Source organism: Pseudomonas sp. Ga0074129 (assembly GCA_001465025.1).
Lineage (GTDB): Bacteria > Pseudomonadota > Gammaproteobacteria > Pseudomonadales > Pseudomonadaceae > Aquipseudomonas.
Map to the genome: position 1 here is coordinate 1 of LNDO01000100.1, position 25,269 is coordinate 25,269.

General features: G+C 59.8%; 26 protein-coding genes and 2 pseudogenes. 6 read left to right on the top strand and 22 right to left on the bottom strand.

The window, feature by feature from the left end; genetic code table 11:
* Positions 1-136: 136 nt before the first annotated feature.
* From AUK77_RS15635 to AUK77_RS15695, 13 genes are all read right to left on the bottom strand, one after another.
* On the bottom strand, positions 137-796 hold the full coding sequence (locus tag AUK77_RS15635; RefSeq protein ID WP_296131388.1) for a hypothetical protein: 660 nt from the start codon (positions 794-796) through the stop codon (positions 137-139).
* Positions 797-1,018: 222 nt separating this feature from the next.
* On the bottom strand, positions 1,019-3,154 hold the full coding sequence (gspD, locus tag AUK77_RS15640) for a type II secretion system secretin GspD (RefSeq protein ID WP_363079422.1): 2,136 nt from the start codon (positions 3,152-3,154) through the stop codon (positions 1,019-1,021).
* A 359-nt stretch (positions 3,155-3,513) separates the two neighbouring features.
* Positions 3,514-3,837, bottom strand: a complete 324-nt coding sequence (locus AUK77_RS15645; RefSeq protein ID WP_296131393.1) for a DUF3392 domain-containing protein — start codon at positions 3,835-3,837, stop codon at positions 3,514-3,516.
* Between the two features lie 30 nt (positions 3,838-3,867).
* Positions 3,868-5,034 (bottom strand): radical SAM family heme chaperone HemW, encoded by a 1,167-nt coding sequence (gene hemW / locus AUK77_RS15650; RefSeq protein ID WP_296131551.1) that lies wholly within the window; start codon positions 5,032-5,034, stop codon positions 3,868-3,870.
* Between the two features lie 26 nt (positions 5,035-5,060).
* Positions 5,061-5,657: an RdgB/HAM1 family non-canonical purine NTP pyrophosphatase gene (gene rdgB, locus AUK77_RS15655; protein ID WP_296131396.1), complete on the bottom strand. Its 597-nt coding sequence runs from the start codon at positions 5,655-5,657 to the stop codon at positions 5,061-5,063.
* Positions 5,658-5,670: 13 nt separating this feature from the next.
* Positions 5,671-6,090 carry a DUF4426 domain-containing protein gene (locus tag AUK77_RS15660; protein WP_296131398.1) on the bottom strand — a complete coding sequence of 140 codons (420 nt, stop codon included), beginning with the start codon at positions 6,088-6,090 and terminating at the stop codon, positions 5,671-5,673.
* Positions 6,091-6,141: 51 nt separating this feature from the next.
* Positions 6,142-6,741, bottom strand: a complete 600-nt coding sequence (gene metW / locus AUK77_RS15665) for a methionine biosynthesis protein MetW (RefSeq protein ID WP_296131399.1) — start codon at positions 6,739-6,741, stop codon at positions 6,142-6,144.
* A 2-nt stretch (positions 6,742-6,743) separates the two neighbouring features.
* The gene (locus AUK77_RS15670) at positions 6,744-7,883 is read right to left on the bottom strand and encodes a homoserine O-acetyltransferase (protein WP_296131402.1); all 1,140 of its coding nucleotides are present in this window, start codon (positions 7,881-7,883) and stop codon (positions 6,744-6,746) included.
* Positions 7,884-7,991: 108 nt separating this feature from the next.
* The gene (locus tag AUK77_RS15675; RefSeq protein WP_296131405.1) at positions 7,992-9,974 is read right to left on the bottom strand and encodes a dynamin-like GTPase family protein; all 1,983 of its coding nucleotides are present in this window, start codon (positions 9,972-9,974) and stop codon (positions 7,992-7,994) included.
* Positions 9,975-10,206: 232 nt separating this feature from the next.
* Positions 10,207-10,338, bottom strand: coding sequence for a hypothetical protein (locus tag AUK77_RS15680; protein ID WP_296131408.1), 132 nt, complete (start codon positions 10,336-10,338; stop codon positions 10,207-10,209).
* A gap of 160 nt (positions 10,339-10,498) precedes the next feature.
* On the bottom strand, positions 10,499-11,089 hold the full coding sequence (locus tag AUK77_RS15685; protein WP_296131409.1) for a YggT family protein: 591 nt from the start codon (positions 11,087-11,089) through the stop codon (positions 10,499-10,501).
* A 9-nt stretch (positions 11,090-11,098) separates the two neighbouring features.
* On the bottom strand, positions 11,099-11,917 hold the full coding sequence (proC, locus tag AUK77_RS15690) for a pyrroline-5-carboxylate reductase (protein WP_296131412.1): 819 nt from the start codon (positions 11,915-11,917) through the stop codon (positions 11,099-11,101).
* A gap of 36 nt (positions 11,918-11,953) precedes the next feature.
* Positions 11,954-12,640, bottom strand: a complete 687-nt coding sequence (locus AUK77_RS15695) for a YggS family pyridoxal phosphate-dependent enzyme (RefSeq protein WP_296131415.1) — start codon at positions 12,638-12,640, stop codon at positions 11,954-11,956.
* Between the two features lie 63 nt (positions 12,641-12,703).
* Between AUK77_RS15695 and AUK77_RS15700 the strand changes: the two genes are divergently transcribed.
* Entirely contained in the window at positions 12,704-13,738 is a 1,035-nt protein-coding gene (locus AUK77_RS15700; RefSeq protein WP_296131417.1) for a type IV pilus twitching motility protein PilT, read from the top strand.
* A gap of 103 nt (positions 13,739-13,841) precedes the next feature.
* Entirely contained in the window at positions 13,842-14,987 is a 1,146-nt protein-coding gene (locus tag AUK77_RS15705) for a PilT/PilU family type 4a pilus ATPase (protein WP_296131421.1), read from the top strand.
* On the opposite strand, the gene AUK77_RS15710 is transcribed toward AUK77_RS15705, so the two are convergent.
* Positions 14,953-15,825: a TIGR03915 family putative DNA repair protein gene (locus AUK77_RS15710; RefSeq protein WP_296131425.1), complete on the bottom strand. Its 873-nt coding sequence runs from the start codon at positions 15,823-15,825 to the stop codon at positions 14,953-14,955. The genes AUK77_RS15705 and AUK77_RS15710 overlap by 35 nt on opposite strands.
* Positions 15,825-17,036, bottom strand: coding sequence for a putative DNA modification/repair radical SAM protein (locus tag AUK77_RS15715; RefSeq protein ID WP_296131426.1), 1,212 nt, complete (start codon positions 17,034-17,036; stop codon positions 15,825-15,827). The genes AUK77_RS15710 and AUK77_RS15715 overlap by 1 nt, the downstream gene beginning before the upstream one ends.
* A gap of 157 nt (positions 17,037-17,193) precedes the next feature.
* Here AUK77_RS15715 and AUK77_RS15720 point away from each other — a divergent pair.
* Positions 17,194-17,592 (top strand): annotated as a pseudogene (locus AUK77_RS15720) (TM2 domain-containing protein).
* Between the two features lie 115 nt (positions 17,593-17,707).
* On the opposite strand, the gene AUK77_RS15725 reads toward AUK77_RS15720, so the two are convergent.
* The 7 genes and pseudogenes from AUK77_RS15725 to gshB form a co-directional block, all read right to left on the bottom strand.
* Complete coding sequence (locus AUK77_RS15725) at positions 17,708-18,940, bottom strand: dihydroorotase (protein ID WP_296131428.1); 1,233 nt, start codon at positions 18,938-18,940, stop codon at positions 17,708-17,710.
* Positions 18,940-19,915 (bottom strand): annotated as a pseudogene (locus AUK77_RS15730) (aspartate carbamoyltransferase catalytic subunit). Before AUK77_RS15730 ends, AUK77_RS15725 begins: the two are co-directional and overlap by 1 nt.
* A 10-nt stretch (positions 19,916-19,925) precedes the next feature.
* The gene (pyrR, locus tag AUK77_RS15735) at positions 19,926-20,432 is read right to left on the bottom strand and encodes a bifunctional pyr operon transcriptional regulator/uracil phosphoribosyltransferase PyrR (protein WP_296131431.1); all 507 of its coding nucleotides are present in this window, start codon (positions 20,430-20,432) and stop codon (positions 19,926-19,928) included.
* Between the two features lie 194 nt (positions 20,433-20,626).
* On the bottom strand, positions 20,627-21,067 hold the full coding sequence (gene ruvX, locus AUK77_RS15740; protein WP_296131434.1) for a Holliday junction resolvase RuvX: 441 nt from the start codon (positions 21,065-21,067) through the stop codon (positions 20,627-20,629).
* Positions 21,067-21,630, bottom strand: a complete 564-nt coding sequence (locus AUK77_RS15745; protein ID WP_296131437.1) for a YqgE/AlgH family protein — start codon at positions 21,628-21,630, stop codon at positions 21,067-21,069. Before AUK77_RS15745 ends, ruvX begins: the two co-directional genes overlap by 1 nt.
* 50 nt (positions 21,631-21,680) lie before the next feature.
* Entirely contained in the window at positions 21,681-22,577 is an 897-nt protein-coding gene (locus tag AUK77_RS15750; RefSeq protein WP_296131440.1) for an energy transducer TonB, read from the bottom strand.
* Positions 22,578-22,633: 56 nt separating this feature from the next.
* Positions 22,634-23,596 carry a glutathione synthase gene (gene gshB, locus AUK77_RS15755; protein WP_296131442.1) on the bottom strand — a complete coding sequence of 321 codons (963 nt, stop codon included), beginning with the start codon at positions 23,594-23,596 and terminating at the stop codon, positions 22,634-22,636.
* A gap of 244 nt (positions 23,597-23,840) precedes the next feature.
* Between gshB and pilG the strand changes: the two genes are divergently transcribed.
* From pilG to AUK77_RS15770, 3 genes are read left to right on the top strand one after another with little or no spacing between them, the layout of a single operon-like run.
* A complete protein-coding gene (gene pilG, locus AUK77_RS15760; RefSeq protein ID WP_296131444.1) occupies positions 23,841-24,248 on the top strand; it encodes a twitching motility response regulator PilG in 408 nt (135 codons plus the stop codon).
* 47 nt (positions 24,249-24,295) lie between these two features.
* The gene (pilH, locus tag AUK77_RS15765; RefSeq protein WP_296131446.1) at positions 24,296-24,661 is read left to right on the top strand and encodes a twitching motility response regulator PilH; all 366 of its coding nucleotides are present in this window, start codon (positions 24,296-24,298) and stop codon (positions 24,659-24,661) included.
* Between the two features lie 45 nt (positions 24,662-24,706).
* The gene (locus AUK77_RS15770) at positions 24,707-25,243 is read left to right on the top strand and encodes a chemotaxis protein CheW (RefSeq protein WP_296131449.1); all 537 of its coding nucleotides are present in this window, start codon (positions 24,707-24,709) and stop codon (positions 25,241-25,243) included.
* Positions 25,244-25,269 lie beyond the last annotated feature (26 nt).

The following is a 25,269-nucleotide window of genomic DNA, read 5'->3' on the forward strand; positions in this document are numbered from 1 at the left end:
CTGCTTGAGCGCTACAAAGCGCAGCTCAACCCATTGATCTGCCTGAGTGAATCGCTGGGTTATACGAGCGGCAACAGTTAACTCAGACATAGCCTTTTCATTCGGGTTATCCTTATTCGCAAGTTGTTGGCAGCGCTTAGCCTTGGGTTGGCGGTGGCAACGGCAACGGGCTGTGTTCTTTGTGGTCGTAATGCAGGTGGTCATTGGGGTCGGCGCGCATCACCAGCTGGTTTTCGTCGGTGATGACGGTTTTACCCGTGGCGTTATCGATAATGATCGACAGGCTGCCGTCCAGCGTGGCGACCGTGATGTGGGTTTCCAGAGCGCCTTTGACCAAGGTCATGCTCTCCACGTCATCGCCATCGATCAGGCTGCCTTGCCACACAGCGCTGCCACCAGTGTTGCGGGTTTCGCTCAGGGTGGCGCGCGTGGGGCTGCTACGCCCTGGTAGCGCCAGCGAGAGTTCCTGGCCAACGCTTAGGTTGTTCAGCAGCGCGGGATCGACTTGGGTCAGGTGCTGGGTGATGCCGTTGTTCTCAATCTCTTGCAGCGATTGCACATCCCAGAGTGTGGCGCTGGGTGTGGCTGCAGCGGTTTGGGTCGGCTGCATGGGCAGGGTGTGGCTGACCGGTTGTACGGGGTGAGCCGCTTGCGCAGCAGGCGCGGGGGCGGCGGTAGCCGGTTCGTTGCGTGCGGCTTCCAGAGTCGGCGGTGTGAGCGCGCCTGAGACAACGACGCCGAGCACGCCGCCGACAATGGCGGTGGCGAGCGCAGCAGTGATCCAGCGTGGTGACATGTGACAGCTCCAAGGCTCCAGCAGATTAGGCTGCGCAGTCTAGAGAGCGGGCTGTAGCTGATTCGTTATGCAGTTCACAGGTTGATCAGCGTGCCAGCGCGCCTTGCGCTAATTCGGACGGTGGTCTCATTTTCACAGTGCGACGTGTCTCGTTCGCCAGCGTCTGTGTTGCATCCCTGTATTGTCAGCCTAGCTCAGGCTTCACCTGTGTGCGCCCGCTAGTTATTCAGGACGGGCGCTGGCGGTGCGTTTGGGCAATTGCTCGGGCAGATCTGCGAGGGCTTTAAGAGCCATTTCACGGTTCGGGTAACTGCCGTAAAGCAGGGCAAACTGGCGTTCGCCGTTCAGCTCGCGCTCGACCAGACGCAGCGGTTGCTTGGGATGGCGCTCCAGTATGGCCTGCATAAACTCGCGGCTGCTGCCTTCGATCAGGGCGATGGTGTGACGCTGCTCGTTGACCTCCGGACGGCTTTCACCGCCCCGGCCATTGCCCAGGGTGGCAGGGTCGACGGGTTTGGGCGTCTCGATCAGACTTTTGCTCGGTTTAACCGGGATGGCCTGTGGGGGTTGCAGCGGTTGCGAGTGCTGGCGCAGGTCGGTGGCGGGTGTTTCAAGGCCATGGTTGAACAGGGCTTGTGCTTGCTGTGGCAGTTGCTCGAAGCCATGGGCCTGACCGAGCAGGCGCAAGTCACGGTATTTACCCAAACTCAGGTTGGCCAAACCCGCCCCGTCACGCGCCACTGTCGGGCGCAGGAACACCATCAGATTGCGCTTCTGCCGGGCCTCGCGGGTGGAGCGAAACAGGCGGCCCAAGCCGGGAATATCCCCGAGCAATGGCACCTTGCTTTCGCTGCTGGTGACGTCGTCCTGAATCAGTCCGCCGAGCACGATCACCTGGCCATCGTCAGCCAGCACCGTGCTTTTGATCGAGCGTTTATTGGTTACCAAGTCCACTGCTTGTGCGTTCAAACCGGTGCTGGGGGCAATAGAGGAGATTTCCTGTTCGATCACCAGGCGCAAAGTGGCGCCTTCATTGATATGCGGGGTGACCTTGAGGGTAACGCCGATGTCCTTGCGTTCGATGGTGGTGAAGGGGTTGCTCGAACCCGCTGCGTCGGTGGTGTAGGAGCCGGTTTGAAACGGCACGTTCTGCCCGACCAGAATCTCGGCGGCCTGGTTGTCCAGGGTTAGCAGGGTTGGGGTGGACAGCAGGTTGCTCTTGCCCGTCGATGACAGCGCGGTAATCAGCGCGCCAAAGTTGTCGTTACCGGCCCCCAAGATCAAACCGTTGGGCAGGGCACCGGCCAGTTCTGCGGTTTTTTCGCTGGCAATTGCGCCGAGCAAGGTGCCGACCGACAGGCCAGTGTTGCTGAAATTGACCCCGCCTAGGCCACCGCCGTTGCGGCCATCAATGGCCCACTGCACGCCAAGGGCGTCGTTGATGTCGCCGGACATCTCAACTATCGCCGCTTCAACCAACACCTGCGCGCGCGGCACATCCAGCTGGCGTACCAAGTCCTCGAACATATTGACGATATCGGCTTCGGCCATGATAACGATGGCATTCAGGCTTTCGTCTGCGCGAATCATCAACTTCAGCGGTGATGCATTTTCACTGCCCTGGCTCTGGCTTAGGTTTTCACCGAAGTCGCCCAGGGTTTTGGCCAGTTCCTTGGCATCGCCATGGCGCAGGCGAACCACCCGCGTATTGGCCGAGCGCGAACTGGGTGTGTCCAGGCTCTGCGCCAGTTTCAACAGCCGCGCCCGTGCCTCTTGCGGGCCGAGCAGCAGCAAGCGATTGGCGCGTGTATCGGCAATCACCTGAGCACCGCTGGCTTGCGGGTTTTGTAGTGAACTGTTGATTACTGCTGCCAGTTCTTGCACCCACGCATGGCGCAGGTCGTACACGCTGAAATCGTCTTGGCTGCGACTGTCGAGCTGGCGGATGACATCTTCAATGCGCGCAATATTGGCCGGGCTGTCGCTGATGATCAGGCTATTGGACGACGGTACAGCGGCCAAATGCCCATGGTTGGCAACCAGCGGGCGAATCAGCGGTAGCAGGTCATTGGCCGCACCGTGTTGCACCTGCAGCACGCGGGTTTCCAGATTGCCCCGGCTGCCGGCGGTGGTCTTGGCCTCGCTGTTGGGGATGATGCTCAGCTGATTACCCTGCGGCATCACGGCAAAACCGTGGGTGCTCATCACGGACAGAAACAGCTTGTACACCTCGGCCAGGCTCATGGGCTGTTGCGCCACCACGGTCACCTGACCTTTCACGCGCGGGTCGATGATAAATGTCTGGCCGCTGATGCTGGAGATCTGCTCGATAAAGTCACGGATGTCGGCGCTCTGCATGTTGATGGTCCAGCTTTCGTCTGGCGCGGAGGACGTTTGTTCCGCGTGGCTGAAAGCGCTGGCCAACAATGCAAGGTTTAGAACGCACAGGCAAAACAGGGAGCGAAGGTTCAGCGTGATCATGGCTAGGGCATCAACAGGTAGGGCCGCCGGGCACGTCCTGAGCACAGGCAGGGGCTTGCTTGGGGTGGCGGGAGGCGGTTTTTGCGCCACAGACAGTGGCTACAGCTGGCACGCCGGTGCATTTCGGAGTGCAAGGCTAATCAAAAAGCGCTCTGATTGTTGAGGCTGCGTGACGATCTGCGATGGTCGTCACATTCGCTGCGGAAGTTTCCCTGGTTGCGGTTTGAGTGCCGGACTTAATTCCGGTCGGCGAGGATGCCGACGATAAAGAACACCAGAATCAGCATGGGAGCCAAGGTGAAGTTGTTGAACAGGCCTAGGCCCTTGGCCAGATAGGGTGTGGCAAAGACCATCAGCAGGCCGTAGCCCACCGCGCAGAGCAGGACGAAGATCAGCGTGCGCAGGATGAAGTTCATGCTGCTGGTGTTGCGTTGCACCCAGGTGTTGATACCGGGGCCGAAGAGCACCAGCAGGGTGGCCATGATCGCCAGGGAAATGTCGTAGAGGTGGCCACGGCTCCAGCGCGACAGGGTGACGATCAGGTCGAGTAGCAGGTCCATCCGGGTTCCTTAGCCGTGGCGGCGTCTACGTCAGGGAAGAAAATACTGCAGCAGGTCGTTGAGAAACAGTTGGCCTTCGCGGGTGGCGCACAGCCGGGTCGGGTCCGCGTGCAGCAAGCCACGTTGCTGAGCGTCCTGGCGGGCGGCCGCGAGCACGCTGAGCGGCAAGCCGGTGCGCTGAGTGAACAGTTCGCTGGCGACGCCGTCTGTGAGGCGCAGCACATTCATCAGAAACTCGAAGGGCAGTTCTTCTGCCGTCAACACGCGCTCGCCAGCGCTGAAGCGTTTGCGGCTGTCCATGTAGTCTTTCGGCAGGCGGGTCTTCCAGCTGCGCTGGATGCGGCCATCCGGCTGGCTGAGCTTGGCGTGGGCGCCGGCGCCGATACCGAGAAAGTCACCAAAGGTCCAGTAATTGAGGTTGTGCCGCGCGGCCTTGCCGGGCTGTGCGTAGGCTGACACCTCATACTGCGCATAGCCTTCGGCGGCCAGCAGCGCTTGTCCGGCCTCCTGAATGTCCCACAGCACATCGTCTTCCGGCACCTCGGGCGGCTGGTTCCAGAACACCGTGTTCGGCTCCATCGTTAGCTGGTACCAGGACAGGTGCGTGGGCTGCTGAGCAATGGCAATGCGCAGGTCGCTCAGGGCATCGTCAATCGACTGATCGGGCAGGCCGTGCATCAGGTCTAGGTTGAAGTTATCGAAGCCGGCTGCGCGGGCCATGTCGGCGGCGCGTACGGCTTCGTCACCGTCATGGATGCGGCCGAGTGCCTTGAGTTTGGCCGGTTGGAAACTCTGTACGCCGATGGACAGACGGTTGATACCCAAGCTGCGGTAATCGCGAAACTTGGCTTGCTCGAAGGTGCCGGGGTTGGCTTCAAGGGTGATTTCGATGTCGGCGGCAAACGGCACGCGGCGTTCAACGCCTTCCAGCAGGCGGCCTAAGGCTTTGGCGGAAAACAGGCTGGGTGTGCCGCCGCCAAAGAAGATCGAACTCAACGGTCGCTGATGCACCTGCGCTAGATCGGCATCCAGATCAGCGAGCAAGGCGTCGACATATTCCTCTTCGGGCAGGGTAGGGCCGGCTGCGTGCGAGTTGAAGTCGCAGTACGGGCACTTCTTCACGCACCAAGGGATGTGGATATAGGCCGCCAGCGGGGGCAGCTCGAAGCCGCTGCTAAGCCCCTCACTTTGTGTCAGAGGGGTAGGGGCCGAGGGGGATTGAATCACGCCAAACCCAACCGCTGTTTCAGCAGGGCCATGGCGCGGGCGCGATGGCTGATCTGATTTTTCTCGGCAGCGGGCAGTTCCGCGCTGGAACAGTTGCGCTCCGGCACCCAGAACAGCGGGTCATAGCCAAAGCCTTCCACGCCTTGCGCCGCGTGGAGAATGCGTCCGTGCCAGAGTCCTTCGCAGATGATCGGCAGTGGATCATCGGCGTGGCGCACCAGAGCCAGGCAGCAGACGAACTGCGCGCCGCGCTCGGCATCCGGCACATCTTTAAGCACGTTGAGCAGTTTGGCGTTGTTGGCGGCATCGCCCTGACCGTCGGCGTAGCGCGCGGAGTAAATCCCGGGTGCGCCACCGAGAAAGTCCACCGCTAAACCTGAGTCGTCAGCCAGCGCGGGTAAACCGGACAGGCGCGCCGCGTTGCGCGCCTTGAGGATGGCGTTCTCAATAAACGACAGGCCGGTTTCTTCCGGCTCGACGGTGGAGAACTCGCCAATCGAGCGCACATGCACGTTGCTGCCGAGCATGGCTTGCAGTTCTTTGAGTTTGCCAGCGTTGTGGCTGGCCAGTACCAGTTCCTTGAAAGGCATCATGTGCTCATGACCGTTATTCGTCTGGGAAGACTTCTTGGTTGAAGTCGAAGCTGCGCGCCACGCCATCGTTGGCCCGCACATTGATAGTGAAACGCAGCATTTCGCGCTGGGTAAAGTTGTATTGCGCCAGGTAATAGATGGCTTGGCCTTCTTTGACTTGGCGGAAGGTCAGCGGCTGGCTGCGGCCGACCAAATCCTTCACTTCACCGGTGACGCTGGCGGTGATCGGTGTGCCGGCTTTGAGCACGGAGATATTCACCACGCCCTGGGTTTTGCTGCGTACCAGGTTGCTGGCTGCGGCGATTTCCGGCTGCAGAAAGCTGGAATTAAACGCGATGTAATGCACATCCAGGTCGCCGAAGCTCTTTTTCCGCTCGGCCACTGCCGGCAGGCTCAGGCACAGGGCCAACAACACTAAAGCGATGCGTTTCATAGGTGTCTCCCGATAAACCAACTGTTGATGCAGGGACCAATATCCCGTGCGTTAACGTGTGGTGCCAGTGATGCGGTAAATGCCAATTTCCCCCAGCAGGTTGGGCCAAAGGCGGCTAGCCCAGTTGTTGCGGTGCTGACGGTCGACGGCCAGACGGTCCATGATGGTAGCGCCTTGGTCGTGGCAGAGGTTTTCAAAGTCGGCAAAGGTGCAGAAGTGAATGTTCGGCGTGTTGAACCAGGTGTAGGGCAAAAAGTCCGACACCGGCATGCGGCCTTTGGTAGTGAGGTACCAGCGGCAATGCCAGTGGCCGAAGTTGGGGAAGGTGATGATGCAGGTCTTGCCGACGCGCAGCATTTCCGCCAGCACCTTGTCCGGGTAGTGCAGCGCTTGCAGCGACTGGGTCATGACGACTACGTCGAAGCTGTCACTGGCGAAGTTACCCAGGCCCTTGTCGAGGTTTTGCTCGATCACGTTGACACCCTTGCTGACGCACTGGGCGATATTGTCTGCATCAATCTCCAGGCCGTAGCCGGACACCTGCTTGTGTTCCGTCAGCCAGGCGAGCAATTCACCATTGCCGCACCCGAGGTCGAGTACGCGACTGCCCGCTGGAATCCACTCTTGAATGATGTCGAGGTCCGCGCGCATGGTTACACCTTGATCCTTTTCATATAGCTGTCGAAGGCCTGCAGGTAGCGCGGAATCGGCATCAGGAATGCATCGTGGCCTTGCGGCGCATCGATTTCCAGGTAGCAGACGTTCTTGCGAGCGGCGGTCAGGGCGTCGACGATTTCCCGCGAGCGTGCCGGCGAGAAACGCCAGTCGGTGGTGAAGGACATCACGCAGAAATCGGCGCTGACATGGGCCAGGGTCTTGGCTAGATCGCCGTCGTGCTGAGCGGCCGGGTCGAAGTAATCCAGCGCTTTGGTCATCAGCAGGTAGGTGTTGGCGTCAAAGCGGCCGGAGAACTCTTCGCCCTGATAGCGCAGGTAGCTTTCCACCTGAAACTCGACGCTGTGGAAGTCGTAGTTGAGCTTCTCGCTCTTTAGCCCCCGGCCGAATTTCTCGCCCATGGCGTCGTCCGACAGGTAGGTGATGTGGCCGACCATGCGCGCCAACATCAGGCCGCGCTTGGGAATAACACCCTGTTCCTGAAAGTGCCCGCCGTGGAACTGCGGGTCAGTCAGAATCGCCTGGCGCGCCACTTCATTGAACGCGATGTTCTGCGCCGACAGCTTGGGGGCCGAAGCAATGGCGAGGCAATGACGCACGCGCTCGGGGTAGCTGATGGTCCATTGCATGGCTTGCATGCCGCCGAGGCTGCCGCCGATGACCGCAGCCCATTGAGTGATCCCGAGGTTGTCTGCCAGTCGTGCTTGGCTGTGCACCCAGTCTTCCACGGTCATCACCGGGAAATCCGCCCCAAACGGTTTGCCGGTCGCCGGGTTGGTGCTGCTGGGGCCGGTGGAGCCGTTGCAGCCGCCGAGGTTGTTCAGGCTAACGACAAAGAATTTGCGCGTATCGATCGGCTTGCCGGGGCCAATGCAGCTGTCCCACCAGCCCGGTTTACGCTCATCGGCGCTGTGATAACCGGCGGCGTGATGGTGACCGGAGAGGGCGTGGCAGATCAGCACGGCGTTGCTCGCCGTGGCGTTCAGCTCACCGTAGGTTTCAAACATCAGTTGGTAGTCGGCCAGGCTGCGCCCGCAGGCCAGCGCCAGAGGTTCAGCAAACTGCATCACCTGCGGGGTTACCAGGCCAACAGAGTCTTGGGGAAAGGCAGTCGACATCGACTCTGCTCGCAATAAAGGAAGAGCCGCAGTCTAAAGAGCGCCGCCCCACGCGGCAAGCGCGTGGGGCGGCAGGAGGTGGTACAGGGTGTGTAGCGCTGGCGCGGCTTATTCGCCGATGCTGTGCGGCCGTGCTGCTGTGGGCAGGGTGACCACTTTACCTTGGCGCTGCACCGGTGCCGGGCGGCGCAACACTCGCAGCATCTCGCTGGCCTGGGTTAACTGCTGCTGCAACTCAACACTGTAGTGCGCCAGTTGTTGACCGCGCTGCCGCGTTTGCTGCGTTTGTTGGGCCAGCGCTTTAAGGCGCAGCATGTGGGTTTCCAGCAGTTGTTTGTGCTCAAGCGTGTGCTGCATCAGCGGCATCAAGGCATCGCTGGACCACTGCTCAGCTTCTTGGCGAATGCGTTGATGCAGACCAATCACCTCTTGCACCAAGGTCGCAAAGAAGCGCTTGGTCAGGCTGCGTTGCTCAGTCAGCAGGGTTTTCAGGTGCAGACGAAACTGATCAGCCTTGGTTTGCTGCTTGCGCAGTTCGCGCAGGTAGCGCTCCACATTGAACTGCGGTGCATCCACCCCGTTGAGCGGGTTTTCTTCGTTATGCCGACGGTAAATGGCGGCGACCATTTTGTTAGCCATCTCGGCTTCCTGCGCCAGGGTGTGCAGGTCATGTTCGACACTGCGGAAGAAGTGCAGGATGGCCTGGTTGATGCCAAAGGTGGTCCAGCTGCCGGTCAGGTTCTTGCGCACCTTGTCCAGGTGTTCATCCAGACGTTCGCTGCGCGAGGCATGGCGCAACAACTCGCCCTGACGCTTGAGCAGACGTTGATTGGTCTTCAGGCCGAGCAGACGCTTGTGGTGCTGGCTGTGGTCCTCTTTGGTCTTGGCCGTCAGCTCAAACAGCATTTGCCCATTGTCATGCTGGTGATGGTTGAGCAGCGCCTGCTGTTCGTTGACTTTCTCCAGGCGCAAATTGAGCACGTGCTGGCTGTTTTGCAGCAGGGCCAGCACCTGATTGACCACGCGGTCTTCGAGCAAGCGTTCCTTTTGCGCAATGATGCGTTCGCAGAGCAGGTTTTCCAAGTTGCTCATCTGGCTGCGGGCCAGCAGCTCCGAGTCCTTGCGCACTTTGGCCAACATCGCCTGCTTGGCCGAGAGCGGCAGCACGTCTTCAACACGTATACCAAGCTGTTTGGCGGTGTTGGTTTGGATCTGGCGGATGGCGTTTTGCACAAAGGTTTCGCCGGCCAGGTCGTCCCACAGCACGTCGATCTTGTTCAGCACGGCAAACAGGCAGGTCTGGGTGTCTTCGTCGAGTTGGCGAATGTGCTGCTGCCAGACGGCCATGTCGCTGGCGGTCACGCCGGTGTCAGCGGAGAGCAGAAAAATGATGGCCTGGGCGCTGGGCAGCATCGACAGGGTCAGCTCCGGTTCACTGCCCAAGGCATTCAGGCCCGGTGTGTCGAGGATGCGCAGGCCTTGGCGCAGCAGCGGATGGTCGAAGTTGACCATGGCATGCCGCCAGGCTGGCACCAGCACTTCGCCGGGTTTCTGTGTGCTTTCCAGCATGTCGGGATGAAAGCCCAGGGTGATGGCTTGCTCAACCGGCATGGGCTTGGTGCGCGCGACCTGATTAAAGGCCTGCACCATGTTATTGGGGTCGCTCAAATCCAGCGGGATGTTCACCCAGTGGCGCGGGATGCGTTTGAACTGCGCCACGCTGGCCTCGGCCACGCGCGTTTCGATGGGCAGTAAGCGGATATAAGAGCGTTCCGAGCGCGGATCGAAGAACAGCTCGGTGGGGCACATGGTGGTACGCCCCGCCTGCGACGGCAACATGCGCTGGCCGTAGGACGAGAAGAACAGGCTGTTGATCAGCTCGGTCTTGCCCCGCGAGAACTCCCCCACAAAGGCCAGGGTGATATGGTCGGTGCGCAGCAGCTTGAGCGCCCGTTCGAGCTTGGCCTCCACGGCCTCGGAGTTCAGCCGGTTGGTCATGAGCCAGCTGCGATAGCGCGTGATCTCACGCATCAGCTCGCGCTTCCAGGCGACGTACGCATCCACCTGCTGACTGAGACGTTCCATGCTCATGCGGGCTTTCCTCCGTTGGGTGCATCCATTGTGGGGGCGCTGGGGGTTGGGCACCCAGGGCAAGTCGTGCACACATTGAGCGCTACAGCGTCGCTAATGGCGGCGGCATAACGGCCAATGGCCGCCGAAAGCCCGCCAGATCGGCGCAGTTCGCTCACAAACTATCGGGGCATTATGCGCGGCGCGGCTATGGCGTCAATTGCACGTCGTCGAACACCCGCCTTATGGTCAGTCAAGATGACCGAGCGGTCAGTGCGCGTTCGGTGGATAAGGCTTTTGGGGCGTCGATGCGCAGGCGCTTTTGCCAGCTCTGCTGGCCGGCTTCCAGGCAGGCGTGCTGACCGCCAAGGCTGTTGTCAGGCATGCATGCAGCAGGGCGTTGGCTTTGCCGTCTACCGATGGTCCGGTGGGGTGAATCTTGCTCCGTTCACCTGCAGCCCAATGCATGCGCGTTAGCGTTAGGCTGCAGGTGGCAGTGAGGATCAGGCCGCGGCCATCCCCGGTCAAAATGGCCCAGGCGCCGATCAGATCGCCAAGCTCAGGCCTTTGAGCATGCCGGTCATCACGGCAAGGTTGCGGATCACCAACATGTCGATCAGGTTGAGGATCAGAAACGCCACGATCGGTGACAGGTCCATGCCGCCCATGCTCGGCAGCATGCGCCGAATCGGGGCCAACAAGGGCTCGCAGATCTGATTGATCAGCATGGCGGTTGGATTGTGGCTGCCCTGCGCAACCCAGGAAAGGATGACGCTAATGATCAAGGCAAAGAAGAACACCTTGAGGAACAGGGCCGTCACCCCGACGATCGACCAAACCAGCAACTGCAGCGGATCACCCAGGCCGTAGCCCATCAGCATCAGGGTCAGCGCCATCAGCACCAACTGCACCACAATCGCCAGGACCAGCGACGCCAGATCAAGCCCGGCAACGCTGGGAATGATCTTGCGCAGCGGTTTCACCAGCGGGTGCGTGGCGCGCACGATGAACTGGCTGACCGGGTTGTAAAAATCTGCGCGCACCAACTGCAGGATAAAGCGCAGCAGGACGATCAGCAGGTACAGGCTGCCGATGGTTTGCAGGATGTAAACAGCGGCGGTATCGAGTCCGATCATGTTCGTTCCTTATTGACCCAGTTGTTCGGCCAGCTCGGCTGAGCGGTGAGCAGCGGCGTTGAGTGCTTGTTCGACCAGGGCTTCGAAGCCATTGGCCTGGAAGGTTTTAATTGCCGCTTCGGTGGTGCCAGCGGGGGAGGTGACTCGGCGGCGCAGTTCGCTGGCGTCAACATCGCTGGCCACCGCCATGCGTGCCGCGCCCAGCGCTGTGTGCAGCGTAAGCTGCGCGGCGGTTTCGCGCGGTAGGCCGAGCTTCTCGCCAGCGGCGGTCATGGCCTCAATCAGCAGGAAGAAGTAAGCCGGACCACTGCCGGATACGGCCGTCACCGCATCAATCAGCTCTTCTTTATCCAGCCACAAAGCCAAACCAACCGCGCTTAGCAGGTGCTCTGCTTGTTCGCGCTGAGTCGGCGATACTTGTGTGTTGCCGAACAGGCCACTGACACCCTGACGCAGCAGCGCCGGTGTGTTGGGCATGCAGCGCACAATGGCGCGTGGGCCCAGCCAGTTTTCCAGGCTGGCGCAGCTGATGCCGGCGGCAATCGAGACGATTAGCTGCTGTTCACCGATGTGAGGCGCGAGATCCAGACAGACTTCTTTCATCACTTGCGGTTTGACCGACAAGACAATCACATCGGCATCTTTAATAGCGTCGGCATTGTGCTCAAAGGTGGCGATGGCGAAATCGGCGTTGATCTTGCTGCGCTGCTCGGCACCACGGTCGCTGGCGCGAATGGCGCTGGCCTCAATGCCTTGGGCACGCAGCCCGCCGATCAGGCTGGCAGCCATGTTGCCGGCACCGACAAAGGCAATGCGGGGAGTGGTCATAACGGGCTTCCTTAATAAGGCTGAAGGCAAACTTAATCAGCTGTTGCTGTAATCACGCGCGCCAAACAGGGCTGTACCAATGCGCACCCAAGTTGCACCTTCGGCAATGGCCGCTTCCAGGTCATGGCTCATGCCCATGGAGAGGGTGTCGAGGTCCAGGTTTAGGCTTTGCTGCAACTCACGCAAACGGGCAAACGCCGCGCGCTGTTCAGTCACATCATCGGTCGGTTCAGGGATTGTCATCAATCCACGCAGGCGCAGGTTGGGCAGTTGTGTGACGGCATGTGCCAGCGCCGACAGCTGATCTGGGCTGCAGCCAGATTTGCTGGCTTCACCGCTGACATTGACCTGCAGGCAGATATTCAGTGCGGGCAAGTGTGCCGGGCGTTGGGCAGACAGGCGTTCGGCGATTTTCAGGCGGTCAACCGAATGCACCCAGGCAAAGTGCTCAGCGATGGGTTTGGTCTTGTTCGATTGGATCGGCCCGATAAAGTGCCAGACCACCGGCAGATCGCTCAGTTGCGTCTGCTTATCCAGTGCTTCTTGCAGGTAGTTTTCGCCGAAATCCGTTACGCCCGCCGCGAATGCCTCGCGAATCGCGTCGGCCGGTTTGGTTTTGCTGACTGCGAGCAAGCCGATGTGGCTGAAATCTCGCTGCGAGGCTTGCGCCGCCTCACGGATGCGCACTCCGACCTTTGCAATATTCTCTGCTATCGTGGACATTACTCGCGCCCGCCGCCTGGGTTTTGCGGCATTCTACCTGCTTGTCTGTCATTAGGGAGTCCCATGGATATCACTGAGTTGCTGGCCTTCAGTGCCAAGCAAGGTGCATCGGACCTGCATCTTTCTGCTGGCCTGCCGCCGATGATTCGAGTCGACGGCGATGTACGTCGGATCAACCTGCCAGCCCTGGACCACAAACAGGTGCACGCGCTGATTTACGACATCATGAACGACAAGCAGCGTAAGGATTTCGAGGAGTTCCTCGAGACCGACTTCTCCTTCGAAGTGCCCGGTGTGGCGCGCTTTCGGGTTAACGCCTTTAACCAGAACCGCGGCTCTGGCGCAGTATTCCGGACCATTCCGTCGAAAGTGCTGAGCATGGAAGACCTCGGCATGGGCGAGATCTTCCGCAAAATTTCTGATGTGCCGCGCGGTCTGGTGCTGGTGACAGGGCCAACCGGCTCGGGCAAGTCCACCACTCTGGCGGCGATGCTCGACTACATCAACAGCAACAAGTACCACCACATTCTGACGGTCGAAGACCCGATCGAATTCGTTCACGAATCGAAGAAGTGCCTGGTCAACCAGCGTGAAGTCCACCGCGACACCTTGGGCTTCTCGGAAGCCCTGCGCTCGGCGCTGCGGGAAGACCCGGACATCATCCTGGTGGGCGAGATGCGCGACCTCGAAACCATCCGTTTGGCCCTGACAGCCGCAGAAACCGGCCACTTGGTATTTGGCACCCTGCACACCACCTCGGCGGCCAAGACCATCGACCGTGTGGTTGACGTGTTCCCGGCGGAAGAGAAATCCATGGTGCGCTCCATGCTCTCCGAATCGCTGCAGTCGGTTATTTCGCAAACCCTGCTGAAGAAAATCGGCGGCGGTCGAGTGGCGGCCCACGAAATCATGATCGGCACCCCGGCCATTCGTAACCTGATCCGCGAAGACAAAGTGGCGCAGATGTATTCGGCGATCCAGACCGGTGGCTCGCTGGGCATGCAGACGCTGGATTCGTGCCTGAAAACTCTGGTTGCCAAGGGCGTTGTCAGTCGCGATGCCGCTCGCGAAAAAGCCAAAACGCCAGAGAACTTCTGACTCAACTTGCGCCGCCAGCGTTTGTCTGGCGGTTCCCCAGCGGCACGCCACGCGTGTGTTGTTGGCTTTTGCATAACCGCGTAATGCACATGGGCGACTAACGATGGAATTCGAAAAACTGCTGCGCCTGATGGTTGAAAAGGGCGGCTCCGACCTGTTTATCACCGCCGGTGTTCCGCCGTCGATGAAGGTCAACGGCAAGATCATGCCGGTCACCAAAACGCCTATGTCGCCCGAGCAGGCCCGTGAAACCGTGCACGCGGTGATGAACGAGCAACAGCGCCGTGACTTTGCCGAAAACCATGAGTGCAATTTCGCCATCAGCGCGCGTGGCATTGGTCGTTTTCGCGTCAGCGCCTTTTATCAGCGCAACCTGGCGGGCATGGTGTTGCGCCGCATTGAGACCAACATCCCAACGCTGGACGAACTGAAACTGCCGGAAATCCTGAAAAAATTGGCCCTGACCAAGCGCGGTCTGGTGCTGTTTGTCGGGGCGACGGGCACCGGTAAATCCACCTCGTTGGCGGCGATGATCGGCTACCGCAACAAGAACAGCAGCGGCCACATCATTTCCATCGAAGACCCGATTGAGTACATCCATCAGCACCAGAGCTGCATTGTTACGCAGCGTGAGGTAGGCATCGACACCGAGTCTTTTGAGGTCGCGCTGAAGAACACCCTGCGCCAGGCGCCAGATGTGATTCTGATTGGTGAGGTGCGTACCCGCGAAACCATGGATCATGCCGTGGCTTTCGCTGAAACCGGACATTTGTGCTTAGCCACTTTGCACGCCAACAACGCCAACCAGGCGCTGGATCGCATCATCAACTTCTTCCCGGCTGACCGGCAGAATCAGGTGTGGATGGACTTGTCGCTCAACCTCAAGGCCATCGTTGCACAACAATTGATTCCAACGCCGGATGGCAAGGGGCGGCGCGCGGTAATTGAGGTGCTGATCAACACCCCGCTGGCGGCTGACCTGATCCGCAAGGGCGATGTGCACGAGCTAAAAGCCCTGATGAAGCGCTCAACTGAGCAGGGCATGCAGACCTTCGATCAGGCGCTGTACAACCTCTACAGCCAGGGTGAGATCACCTATGAAGATGCATTGTTGTATGCCGACTCGGCGAACGACCTGCGTCTGATGATCAAGCTGGGGTCGGAAACAGATGGCGATCACCTGACCAGTATGGCGCAAGGTCTGTCGCTGGAAGTCAGTGACGAAGAGCCGGGTCGGCGTTTTCGCTGACAGTCACATGTGCCGGGCGGCTGATGCGTTTGCCGCCCCTGCCTGCCACCGCTTCTGCCTGACCATCGCGCTGTGCCCCGGCGCGGGCTTGGCTCATCAACTGCGGAATCAACGGCCCTTCGGGTAAATTTTTCCAGAAGCGCACCGGCAAGCTGGTTTCCAGCGCGCTGCGGTTGAGTCGCGCCGGGTTGAAGGTGCTGCCGTAATAGGCCAGCCACAGTGCCTGGCCTTCGTCATCGGGTGTGTGTGCCAGGCGCTGCCATTCGGGTGGGCAGGGCCGTTGGTAATGCAAGGTATGCCCATCCCAGTAAACCCCATCATCCGGCGTGGCGATCAGCCAGGTCGTGCGGCCCAAGCGTTCGGCAAAGTGTCCGCTGGCACTGGCCAAAATATCGTGAGCCGGTTCATGCCAGGCCACTAACTGCGGGCCTTCGGCATTCTCGGGGCGTGGCTGGAAGCGCAAAAACGCATGCAGGTGATGGGCTTCACGGCGGACCGCTTTAAGGCGTTTGTGCAACTGGCTGCCGTCGATATCCCCCGGCAACATGGCCGCACGGTCGCCCTGCGCGACGCGCCAGAGTATCCGATAGAGCAGGCTCCAGCGGTCTTCCATGCGGAAACACGCTGCACTTTCCAGCAGTTCCAATAATTGCCGGGGGATACGTGGTGCGGGCTTTGTTGCATCCAGATCCGCTGCCGTGGGCGACTGATCGAACAGGCTCAGGCTGTCGCCGTCGGGTCGCCAGTTCACCTGATGCGGGGCAATGCCTTGTTGCAGCAGACTTCTGGCCACTGTGCGCCAGCCAATAAAGCTGCCGTCGAAGGAGGCATTGCGCATCACCACAGCGACATCTGCGCGGGTGTTTCGCTCAGTTGCTGGCGCAGCACGAGCGATTCGCTGCCCGCCTGATTCGGGCGATAGTCCTGGGTGACGATAAACGGCTTGGCCTTTTCCAGCGCGCAGCGCAGGCGTGTGAGATCTTCAAAGCGAATGCGTTTTTGCCTGCGTAAAGCCATCAGGCGTTTTGCGCTGAGCACGCCGATGCCCGGCACGCGGGCGATCATCGCCGGTTCGGCGCGGTTGAGGTCGGCCGGGAAATGCTCGCGGTTGTTCAGCGCCCAGGCCAGTTTCGGGTCGATATCCAGAGCCAGGTTGCCGGGGCCGCTGAGCAGTTCGCCGACCTCAAAGCCGTAACCGCGCAAAAGGAAATCGGCCTGATACAAGCGGTGTTCACGCAGCAGCGGTGGGGCTTCGAAGGGTACGGTGTTGGGACTTTGTGGGATCGGGCTAAATGCCGAGTAGTACACCCGGCGCAGTTGATATTCGCCGTAGAGCGAGGCGGCGGTATGCAGAATAGTGCTGTCATCGGTTGCATCGGCTCCGATGATCATCTGCGTGCTCTGCCCGGCCGGGGCGAAGCGTGGCCCACGTTTTTCCGCGCGGGCTTCGCTCTCACCCAGATGGATGGAATGCATGGCCTGCTTGATGGTGCGTACCTGCTTCTCGGGTGCCAGGCGGATCAGGCTGCTCTCTGTGGGCAGTTCGATGTTCACGCTGAGGCGATCCGCATAGCGACCCGCTTCAGCAATCAGCAGTGGGTCGGCGTCGGGAATGGTTTTAAGGTGGATGTAGCCGCGAAATTCATGCTCCTCGCGCAGCAGTTTGGCCACGCGAATCAGCTGTTCCATGGTGTAGTCGGCTGAGCGAATGATGCCCGAACTGAGAAACAGCCCGCTGATGCAGTTGCGCTTATAGAAGTCGAGGGTCAGCGTTACTACTTCTTCGGGGGTGAAACGCGCGCGCGGTACATCGCTGGAGCGGCGGTTGACGCAGTATTGGCAGTCATACAGGCAGAAGTTGGTCAGCAGGATCTTCAGCAGCGCCACGCAGCGCCCGTCCGGGGTGAAGCTGTGGCAGATGCCCATACCGGTGGTCGAGCCGATTCCGCTCTTACCCTTCGAGCTGCGGTTGGGTGCACCGCTGCTGGCGCAGGAGGCATCGTACTTGGCGGCGTCGGCGAGTACGGTGAGCTTTTCGATCAGTTGCATCATGACGCCTGTGCATAACTGGTTATGCATACAGTATTTAGCAATCAGCAGCGAGCTTCAAGCGTCATTGGGCTGTTGAGGGATGAATTTCCACCGACGGCGAACCTTGCGTACAGTGGCGCGTCAAACCTTCACACTAAGCTACGGAGTCATACACATGCAGCGACAGGACACGCACAGCAAGCTAATCGGTTATCTGCTGTGGATTTTTGGCTTTCTCGGCGCGCACCGCTTTTATTACGGCAAGCCGGTGACCGGGACCATCTAGTTCTTCACCTTGGGGCTGCTGTTTATCGGCTGGATTGTCGATTTGTTTTTGATCCCGGCGATGGACCGTGAGGCGGATCTGCGTTTTACCGCTGGCGATACCGACTACAACGTTGCCTGGATTCTGCTGACCTTCCTCGGCATTTTCGGCGTGCACCGCATGTACCAAGGCAAGTGGATCACCGGGGTTATCTATCTGTTTACCGGCGGCTTGTTCCTGATCGGCGTGCTGTATGACTTTTGGACGCTGAATAGTCAGGTGTCAATCAAGAACGCTGAGCGCGCCTGAACAGGCGCGCATTTTTCGTGAGATTTTGCCGTGTCGTGGGAAGGGCTTTAGCCGCGAGAGCATTGTTAAAAGCTCGCCGCTAAAGCGCCTCCCCCGTGGCTCTATCGGTTAGCTGTCAGGCCTGATAGCTGATGCGTCCGTCCACCAGGGTATAGCGCACGGCACCCGGCAGGCAGTGGCCGATAAACGGGCAGTTGTCCCCTTTCGAATACCAGGTCTCACCGGCCACGCTTGAAGCCTGCGGATCAAACAGCAGCACATCGGCCTGTGCGCCCACGCTCAGTTTGCCAGCAGGTAGACGCAGCGCTTGCGCCGGGCCACAACTCAGCCGCGCGAGCAGGGTGGGCAGGTCGAGCAGGCCGTCCTGCACCAGGCTCATGGCCAAGGGCAGGAGCAGTTGCACACTGCTGATGCCAGGTTCGGTGGCGCCGAATGGCGCGAGCTTGGCGTCACGTTCATGCGGCTGGTGATGGCTGGCGATGGCGTTGATGACACCGCTTTTCACGGCTGCGCGCAGGCCGTCTCGGTCAGCGACTGTGCGCAACGGTGGCTGCACGTGGTACAGGCTGGAGAAGTCACTCAGCGCTTCATCGGTAAGAATCAGCTGATAAAGCGCGACATCGGCTGTCACTGGCAGGCCGCGAGCTTGGGCGTCTGCTATCAGCTGGGCACCGCGTGCGCTGGTCAGTTGGCTGAAGTGTGCGCGCACACCGGTTTGTTCAACCAGCAGCAGGTCGCGGGCCAGCGCCACCGTTTCTGCCGTTTCCGGAATGCCGGGCAGGCCGAGGAAGCTGGCGGTTGGGCCTTCGTGAGCCAAGCCGCCTTCGGCCAGATCATAATCCTGAGAATGGAAGATTACCGTCAGGTCGAAGGTGGCCGCGTATTCCAGCGCGCGGCGCAAGGTACGGTTATTGCGGAAGTTGTCCAAGCCATTGCTGAAGGCGACACAACCCGCATCGCGCAGGGCTACCAACTCGGCAAGTTGCTCGCCCTGCAGGCCTTTGCTGAATGCGCCAATTGGAAACACCTTGGTGTGGCCGGCTTCGCGGGCGCGGTCGAGAATCAGCTCAGCCACCGCTGGCGTGTCCAGCACGGGGGCGGCTGCCGCGAGGGTTTCCGTGGCGATGCTGCCTTTACGGCTGTAGCCCGGTTCGCGCAGGGCGACGTTCAGGTCGACCAGGCCGGGCGCGGCCACCAAGCCTTGGGCGTTAATGCTCTGCTCGGCGACAAAACCGGCGGGTGCCTGGCCGATGCCGACCACTTTGCCGCTTTCAATGTACAAATCAGCCTGCTGATCAAAACCACTGGCAGGGTCGATCACACGGGCGGCGAGGATACGGATACGCATCAGTTCTGCTCCTCGGCATCTTGATTGAGCTGGCGCTGCGCGGTTTGCCCGCTCATGGCCATGGACAGCACCGCCATGCGGATGGCAATGCCGTAAGTGACTTGATTAAGGATCACCGATTGCGGGCCATCGGCCACAGCCGATTCGATCTCCACGCCACGGTTGATGGGGCCAGGGTGCATGACCAGCGCATCCGGTTTAGCCAACTTCAGGCGCTGTTCGGTGAGGCCGAACAGGCGGTAGAACTCGCCTTCGCTGGGCAGCAGGCCGCCGGTCATGCGCTCGCGCTGCAGGCGCAGCATGATCACCACATCAACTTCCTTGAGGCCTTCAGTCATGTCGCTGTAAACCGTCACGCCGTATTGCTCAATGCCGACTGGCAGCAGGGTTTTCGGTGCAATCACGCGAATGTCCGGGCAGCCCAGGGTTTTCAGCGCGAGCATGTTCGAGCGCGCCACCCGCGAATGCAGGATGTCGCCGACGATGGCCACCGAGAGATTCTCGAAACCGCCTTTGTGCCGGCGGATGGTCAGCATGTCGAGCATGCCCTGGGTTGGGTGGGCGTGACGGCCGTCACCGCCGTTGATGATGGCCAGATTCGGGCACACATGCTCGGCAATAAAGTGCGCGGCACCGGAGTCGGCATGACGCACGACAAAGATGTCGGCTGCCATGGCTTCCAGTTGTGGAGCTGGTCGAGACGTTGAGCGTAATGACATCCGCCGATAGCCGCTGGGCGGCCAGTTCAAAGGTGGTGCGCGTGCGCGTGGAGTTCTCGAAGAACACGTTGCACACCGTTTTGCCGCGCAGCAGCGGGACTTTCTTGACCGCGCGTGCGCCGACTTCGAGGAAGGAGTCGGCGGTGTCGAGGATTTCCGTCAGCAGCTCACGGGACAGGCCGTCGAGGGATAGAAAGTGGCGCAGTTGGCCTTGGTCATTGAGCTGCAGCGAGCGCTTGGCGGCTAGGGTCGTCATGGGGCGAGTCTCAGTGGGCAAGCGTCTGGAGTTCGAGGGTCAGCGGTGTGGGGCCGGTCAATTTTACCCGCTGATCCGTTGTCAGCGACAGCGTGGCGCCGACTACGTCCGGGCTGATCGGTAACTCGCGGGCATTCAAGTCGAGCAGGCTGACCAGGGTCACGCTGGCTGGACGGCCGTAATCAAACAGCTCATTGAGTGCGGCGCGGATGGTGCGGCCGCTCATCAGGACATCGTCAATCAGCACCAAGTGCTGACCTTCGATCTCGAACGGCAACTCGGACGGTTGCACCTGCGGGTGCAGGCCATTCTGGGTGAAGTCATCACGGTAGAAGGACACATCGAGAATGCCCAGCGCGTCTTGGCGGCCGAGGGCTTCGAGCAATGCTTGAGCCACCCAGACGCCGCCGGTGCGGATGCCAATAAAACGCGGCTGGCTGATTTGCCGTTGGTTTAGGTGGCGGGTCAGCGCATCGGCCATTTGCGGTAGCAGTTCGGCCGGGTTGGGTAAACTCATGGCAACACTCCAGATGTATACAAAACAGCCTCTGAAAACGTAGGCGAGGCAGCCGAGACAAGGCGCTACGCCAGTAACAGCCTGCGGCTGGTCAAAACGGTGAGGAAGCGCACTGGGCTCGCACGCGAGTTTACGTGTTGTAAATGAGCATTCCGAGCCTGTTTTTAACGCAGTATCGGCAACGCAGGTAGTTTTCAGGGGCTGTTTTCATCGAGCCAGCCCTGCAAAAGCAGTGCGGCGGCCAGGGCGTCTACCGGGCGTTCGCGGTAGCCACTGTTCTGCCCTTGTTGCAGGCGTTGGCCTTTGGCTTCGTAGGTGGTTAGGCGTTCATCGTGGGTGTGCACGGGCAGGTTGAAGCGGCCGTTTAAGCGGAGGGCGAATTTTTCCGCGCGCTCGCTCATCTCGCTTTTGCTGCCGTCCATGTTCAGCGGCAGGCCGACGACGATGGCATCCGGCTGCCATTCCTTGACCAATGCTTCGACTTTCTGCCAATCCGGCACGCCGTTTTGCGCCTTGAGGATGCACAGTTCGCGAGCCTGGCCGGTGATGACCTGGCCGACCGCCACGCCAATCTGCTTGGTGCCGTAATCGAAGCCCAGCAGCAGGCGCAAAGGTTTGCTTTTGTTATCCGACATTAGGCGTGACCGGCTTGTGAGGTGAGCAGGCTGAGGTTGACGCCCAGGCGCGCGGCAGCGGCATTCAGACGTTGGTCGAAGGGCAGGTCGAAGAGAATGCTCGCGTCGGCCGGGCAGGTCAGCCAGGCGTTAGCAATCAGTTCGGCTTCCAGTTGCCCGGCGTCCCAGCCGGCATAGCCGAGGGCGATCAGGTATTGCTGCGGGCCGTTGCCATCGGCTATGGCAAACAACACATCCTGCGAGGTCGACAAACCCAGTTCACCCAGCTCCAGAGTGGCCTGAAATTGCGTGCCGCTGGGGTGCAGAACAAAACCGCGATCAGTCTGCACTGGGCCACCGGTAAAAATCGGTAAGCTGCGGCAAAGTGCAGGCGGCTCTTGGTCCGGACGCAGTTGCTCCAGTACATCGGCCAGGTTGAGGCCGTTGGGTTTGTTGATCACCAGGCCCATCGCGCCGTTTTCGTTGTGATCAATGATGTAGGTGACCGTCTGCGCAAAATGCGTATCGGCCATGTGCGGCATGGCAATCAGGAACTGATGCTTGAGGGAGCTGGCGTCTTTCATGGCGCTAGTTTGGAGCTTCAGGCGGGAAGGCTCAAGCGCCAAGCAGCGATTCAGTTGCTGGACAGGCGATCGCCGCGCGCAAAGCGCCAGGTGCGGATGATTTCCAGGCGGTCTACATCCGCCAGATCGCCGGTAAACGGCGCGAAGGGAGCAGCCAAACGCACGATGCGCAAGGCGGCTTGATCGAGCAGGCGCTGACCGGATGACTCCAGTACCTGCACTTCATACAGCGTGCCGTCGCGATTGATCGAAACCAGCAGGCGCAAGCTGCCGTAAATCCCCGCGCGCCGGGCTTCGTCGGGGTAGTTGAGATTGCCGATGCGCTCAACTTTCTTGCGCCACTCATCTTTATACCAAGCACCTTTGTCGCGCATGGTTGAGGCGGCGTTCAAGCGATGAATCTTTGGGCGTTTAGCGTATTGCTGAACTTCCTGAGCCAGTTCAGCTTCTAGGCTGGCGATTTCTGAAGACAGTTGCGCGCTGTCGAACACCGGAGCGGTGCGGGTGGGCGGTGTGGCTTTGCTTTCTTCGCGCTTTACCGGAGTTTTCTGTTGTTGTGGGGCGCGGGTAGCGACTGCCGCTTTCGGGGCTTCCTGGCGGGCAGCAGGCTGCTGGGGTGTAGCGGGGGGCGTGACGCGTTTGACCTCGCTGTCCTGAAATAAGGCCTGTTCAGTGGTTTTTGGCGCGGCTTTGTGATCCAGAGTGCCACTGCCTTGCTGGTTGTCCTGGGCGAGAAAATCGGCCTCTTTAGGCTTTTCTTCGCTCTTGAAGGTCGACAGGGTAATTTCCAGCGTTTTGCTGATCTGGCTGGGCTCGGCCAGGGTAAAGCCCAGGCCGAGAATCAGCGCGGCATGCAGCACAGCCGCCAGGAACAGGGTGAAGCCCAAACGGTCAGCCGGCTTTACTGCGGAGCTGGACAGTTCGGGTTGTCGAGTGGCTGCATTCATCGGGTATCAGGTCTGCTCAGGTTGCCGCGCAGTCTGCCGAGGGAGCATGCAAAAGTCTATGAAGCACTGCGCGCATTGAGCTTCTCGGCAATCACATCCATCAGTCGCTCACCGATGCGGGTGTCAAAGGCGGCGTCGATCTCGCGGATGCAGGTCGGGCTGGTCACGTTGATCTCGGTCAGGTGCTCGCCGATGACGTCCAGGCCGACAAACAGCAGGCCTTTTTCACGCAGGGTTGGGCCTACGGCAGCCGCAATTTCACGATCTCGCTCGGTCAGCGGCCTAGCTTCGCCGCGGCCACCCGCTGCAAGATTGCCGCGCGTTTCACCCACCGCCGGGATGCGCGCCAGGCAGTAAGGTACGGGTTCGCCATCAATCATCAGAATGCGTTTGTCGCCATCTTTGATCGCCGGCAGGTAGCCCTGGGCCATGATTTGCTGCTGGCCGTGGTTGGTCAGGGTCTCGAGGATCACCGAAAGGTTGGGGTCGCCTTCGCGGTGACGAAAAATCATCGATCCGCCCATGCCATCGAGGGGTTTGAGAATGATGTCACGCTGCTCTTTGGCAAACTCGCGCAGAATGTCGGCCCTGCGGCTGACAATGGTCGGCGGCGTGTAGTGACTGAATTGCGTGGCAAAGTACTTTTCATTGCAGTCGCGCAGGCTTTGCGGGCGGTTAACCACCAGCACGCCAGCTTGCTCGGCTTGTTCCAGTAGATAGGTGGAGTAAACGAACTCGTTGTCGAAGGGCGGGTCCTTGCGCATCAGGATCACGTCCAAGTCGCTCAGAGCAATGTCCTGCTCGGGGCTGAGTTCGAACCAGCGCTGCGGATCGTTGAATACGCTAAGCTCAGCCACTCGAGCGCGAGCCTGACCTTTGTGCTGATAAAGGTCTTGTTGCTCCATATAAAAGAGAGACCAGCCGCGCGCCTGGGCGGCAAGCAGCATGGCCAGCGAACTGTCTTTTTTGAAGCTGATTTGGGCGATGGGGTCCATGACAATGCCGAGGCGGATGCTCATGGTGGTGTTCTCCGTAATTTTAGGCAGCTTTTCACAGTGTGCTGCGAGCGTGATGTGGCGTCAGGGTGGCGCTGGCGGATCGGGTGGTCAAGGAAAAACCTTGGCCCCGCGTGGCTTATAGATTGCGGCATGAGAGTGTGCTAAAAAGGCCCGACGATTGGGTTGTATCCCGTCGGTGACAGGGCCTCAGACGCACTGATATAACGCAAAAATAACGACTCACCGAGGCGATGGTAGGGCAAACATGGAACAGCATTCCGAGGGTTTGAGGGTGATGGTGATCGACGATTCGAAAACGATTCGTCGTACCGCGGAAACCCTGCTGAAAAAGGTGGGCTGCGAGGTGATTACCGCAGTAGACGGCTTCGATGCTTTGGCAAAGATCGCTGACACACACCCGAATATCATATTTGTCGACATCATGATGCCGCGGCTCGATGGCTATCAAACCTGTGCCTTGATCAAGAACAACAGCGCTTTCAAGTCCACGCCGGTGATCATGCTGTCTTCCAAAGATGGCCTGTTCGATAAAGCCAAGGGCCGTATTGTTGGCTCCGATCAATACCTGACCAAGCCCTTCAGCAAAGAAGAGTTGCTCGGTGCGATCAAAGCCCATGTGCCTCAGTTTACGCCGGTTGAACAAGCGTCCTGACGCCTGGTTGCTAAACCACGCGCCTCTTATAAGTATTGGGAAACACCATGGCTCGAATTCTAATTGTTGATGACTCCCCAACCGAAATGTACAAGCTGACCGCGATGCTCGAGAAGCACGGTCACCAGGTGCTTAAGGCAGAAAACGGCGCTGACGGTGTAGCGCTGGCTCGCCAAGAGAAACCGGACGCCGTGTTGATGGACATCGTCATGCCGGGTCTGAATGGTTTTCAGGCCACGCGCCAGCTGACCAAAGACGCCGAGACTAGCCACATTCCGGTGATCATTGTCACCACCAAGGATCAGGAAACCGACAAAGTCTGGGGCAAACGCCAGGGCGCGAAGGACTACCTGACCAAGCCAGTCGATGAAGACACTCTGGTTAAAACCTTGAATGCGGTACTGGCTGGTTAATTCCGGATTTGTCCGCAACTAAAAAACAATAAGGCCGCAGTTGGCATGTCGGACGCACAAACACCTTTTCAGACACTTCAGGATATTGACAGGCTGTGCCGCTCTTTAGCGGCTGGCCTGCCATCGCAAAAAGCCGTGGTGCAGACCTGGAGCGGCATTGGCTTTCGCATGGGCGAACGCTTTTTCGTCGCGCCGATGGGTGAGGTGGGCGAGGTTCTGCACGAGCCTCGACATACCCTGCTGCCGGGCGTGAAGAACTGGGTCAAAGGTGTGGCTAACGTTCGTGGTCGGTTGCTGCCGGTGATGGATCTGTGCGGCTTCTTCGGCAATGAGTTGTCGCCGTTGCGCAAAAAACGGCGCGTGCTGGTGGTCGATCATCAAGAAGTCTTTGCCGGTCTGACGGTCGATGAAGTCTTCGGCATGCAGCATTTTCCAGTGGACACCTTCTCAGAGCAGCTACCGCCGCTCGAAGCATCCATTGCACCCTTTATCCACGGAGTCTTCCAACGTGAACAGCCCTGGCTGGTGTTCAGCCCACATGCGCTGGCCCAAAATCCGGGCTTTCTCGACGTGGCGTATTAACAGTTTATCGGTTGGGTCGGCATTGC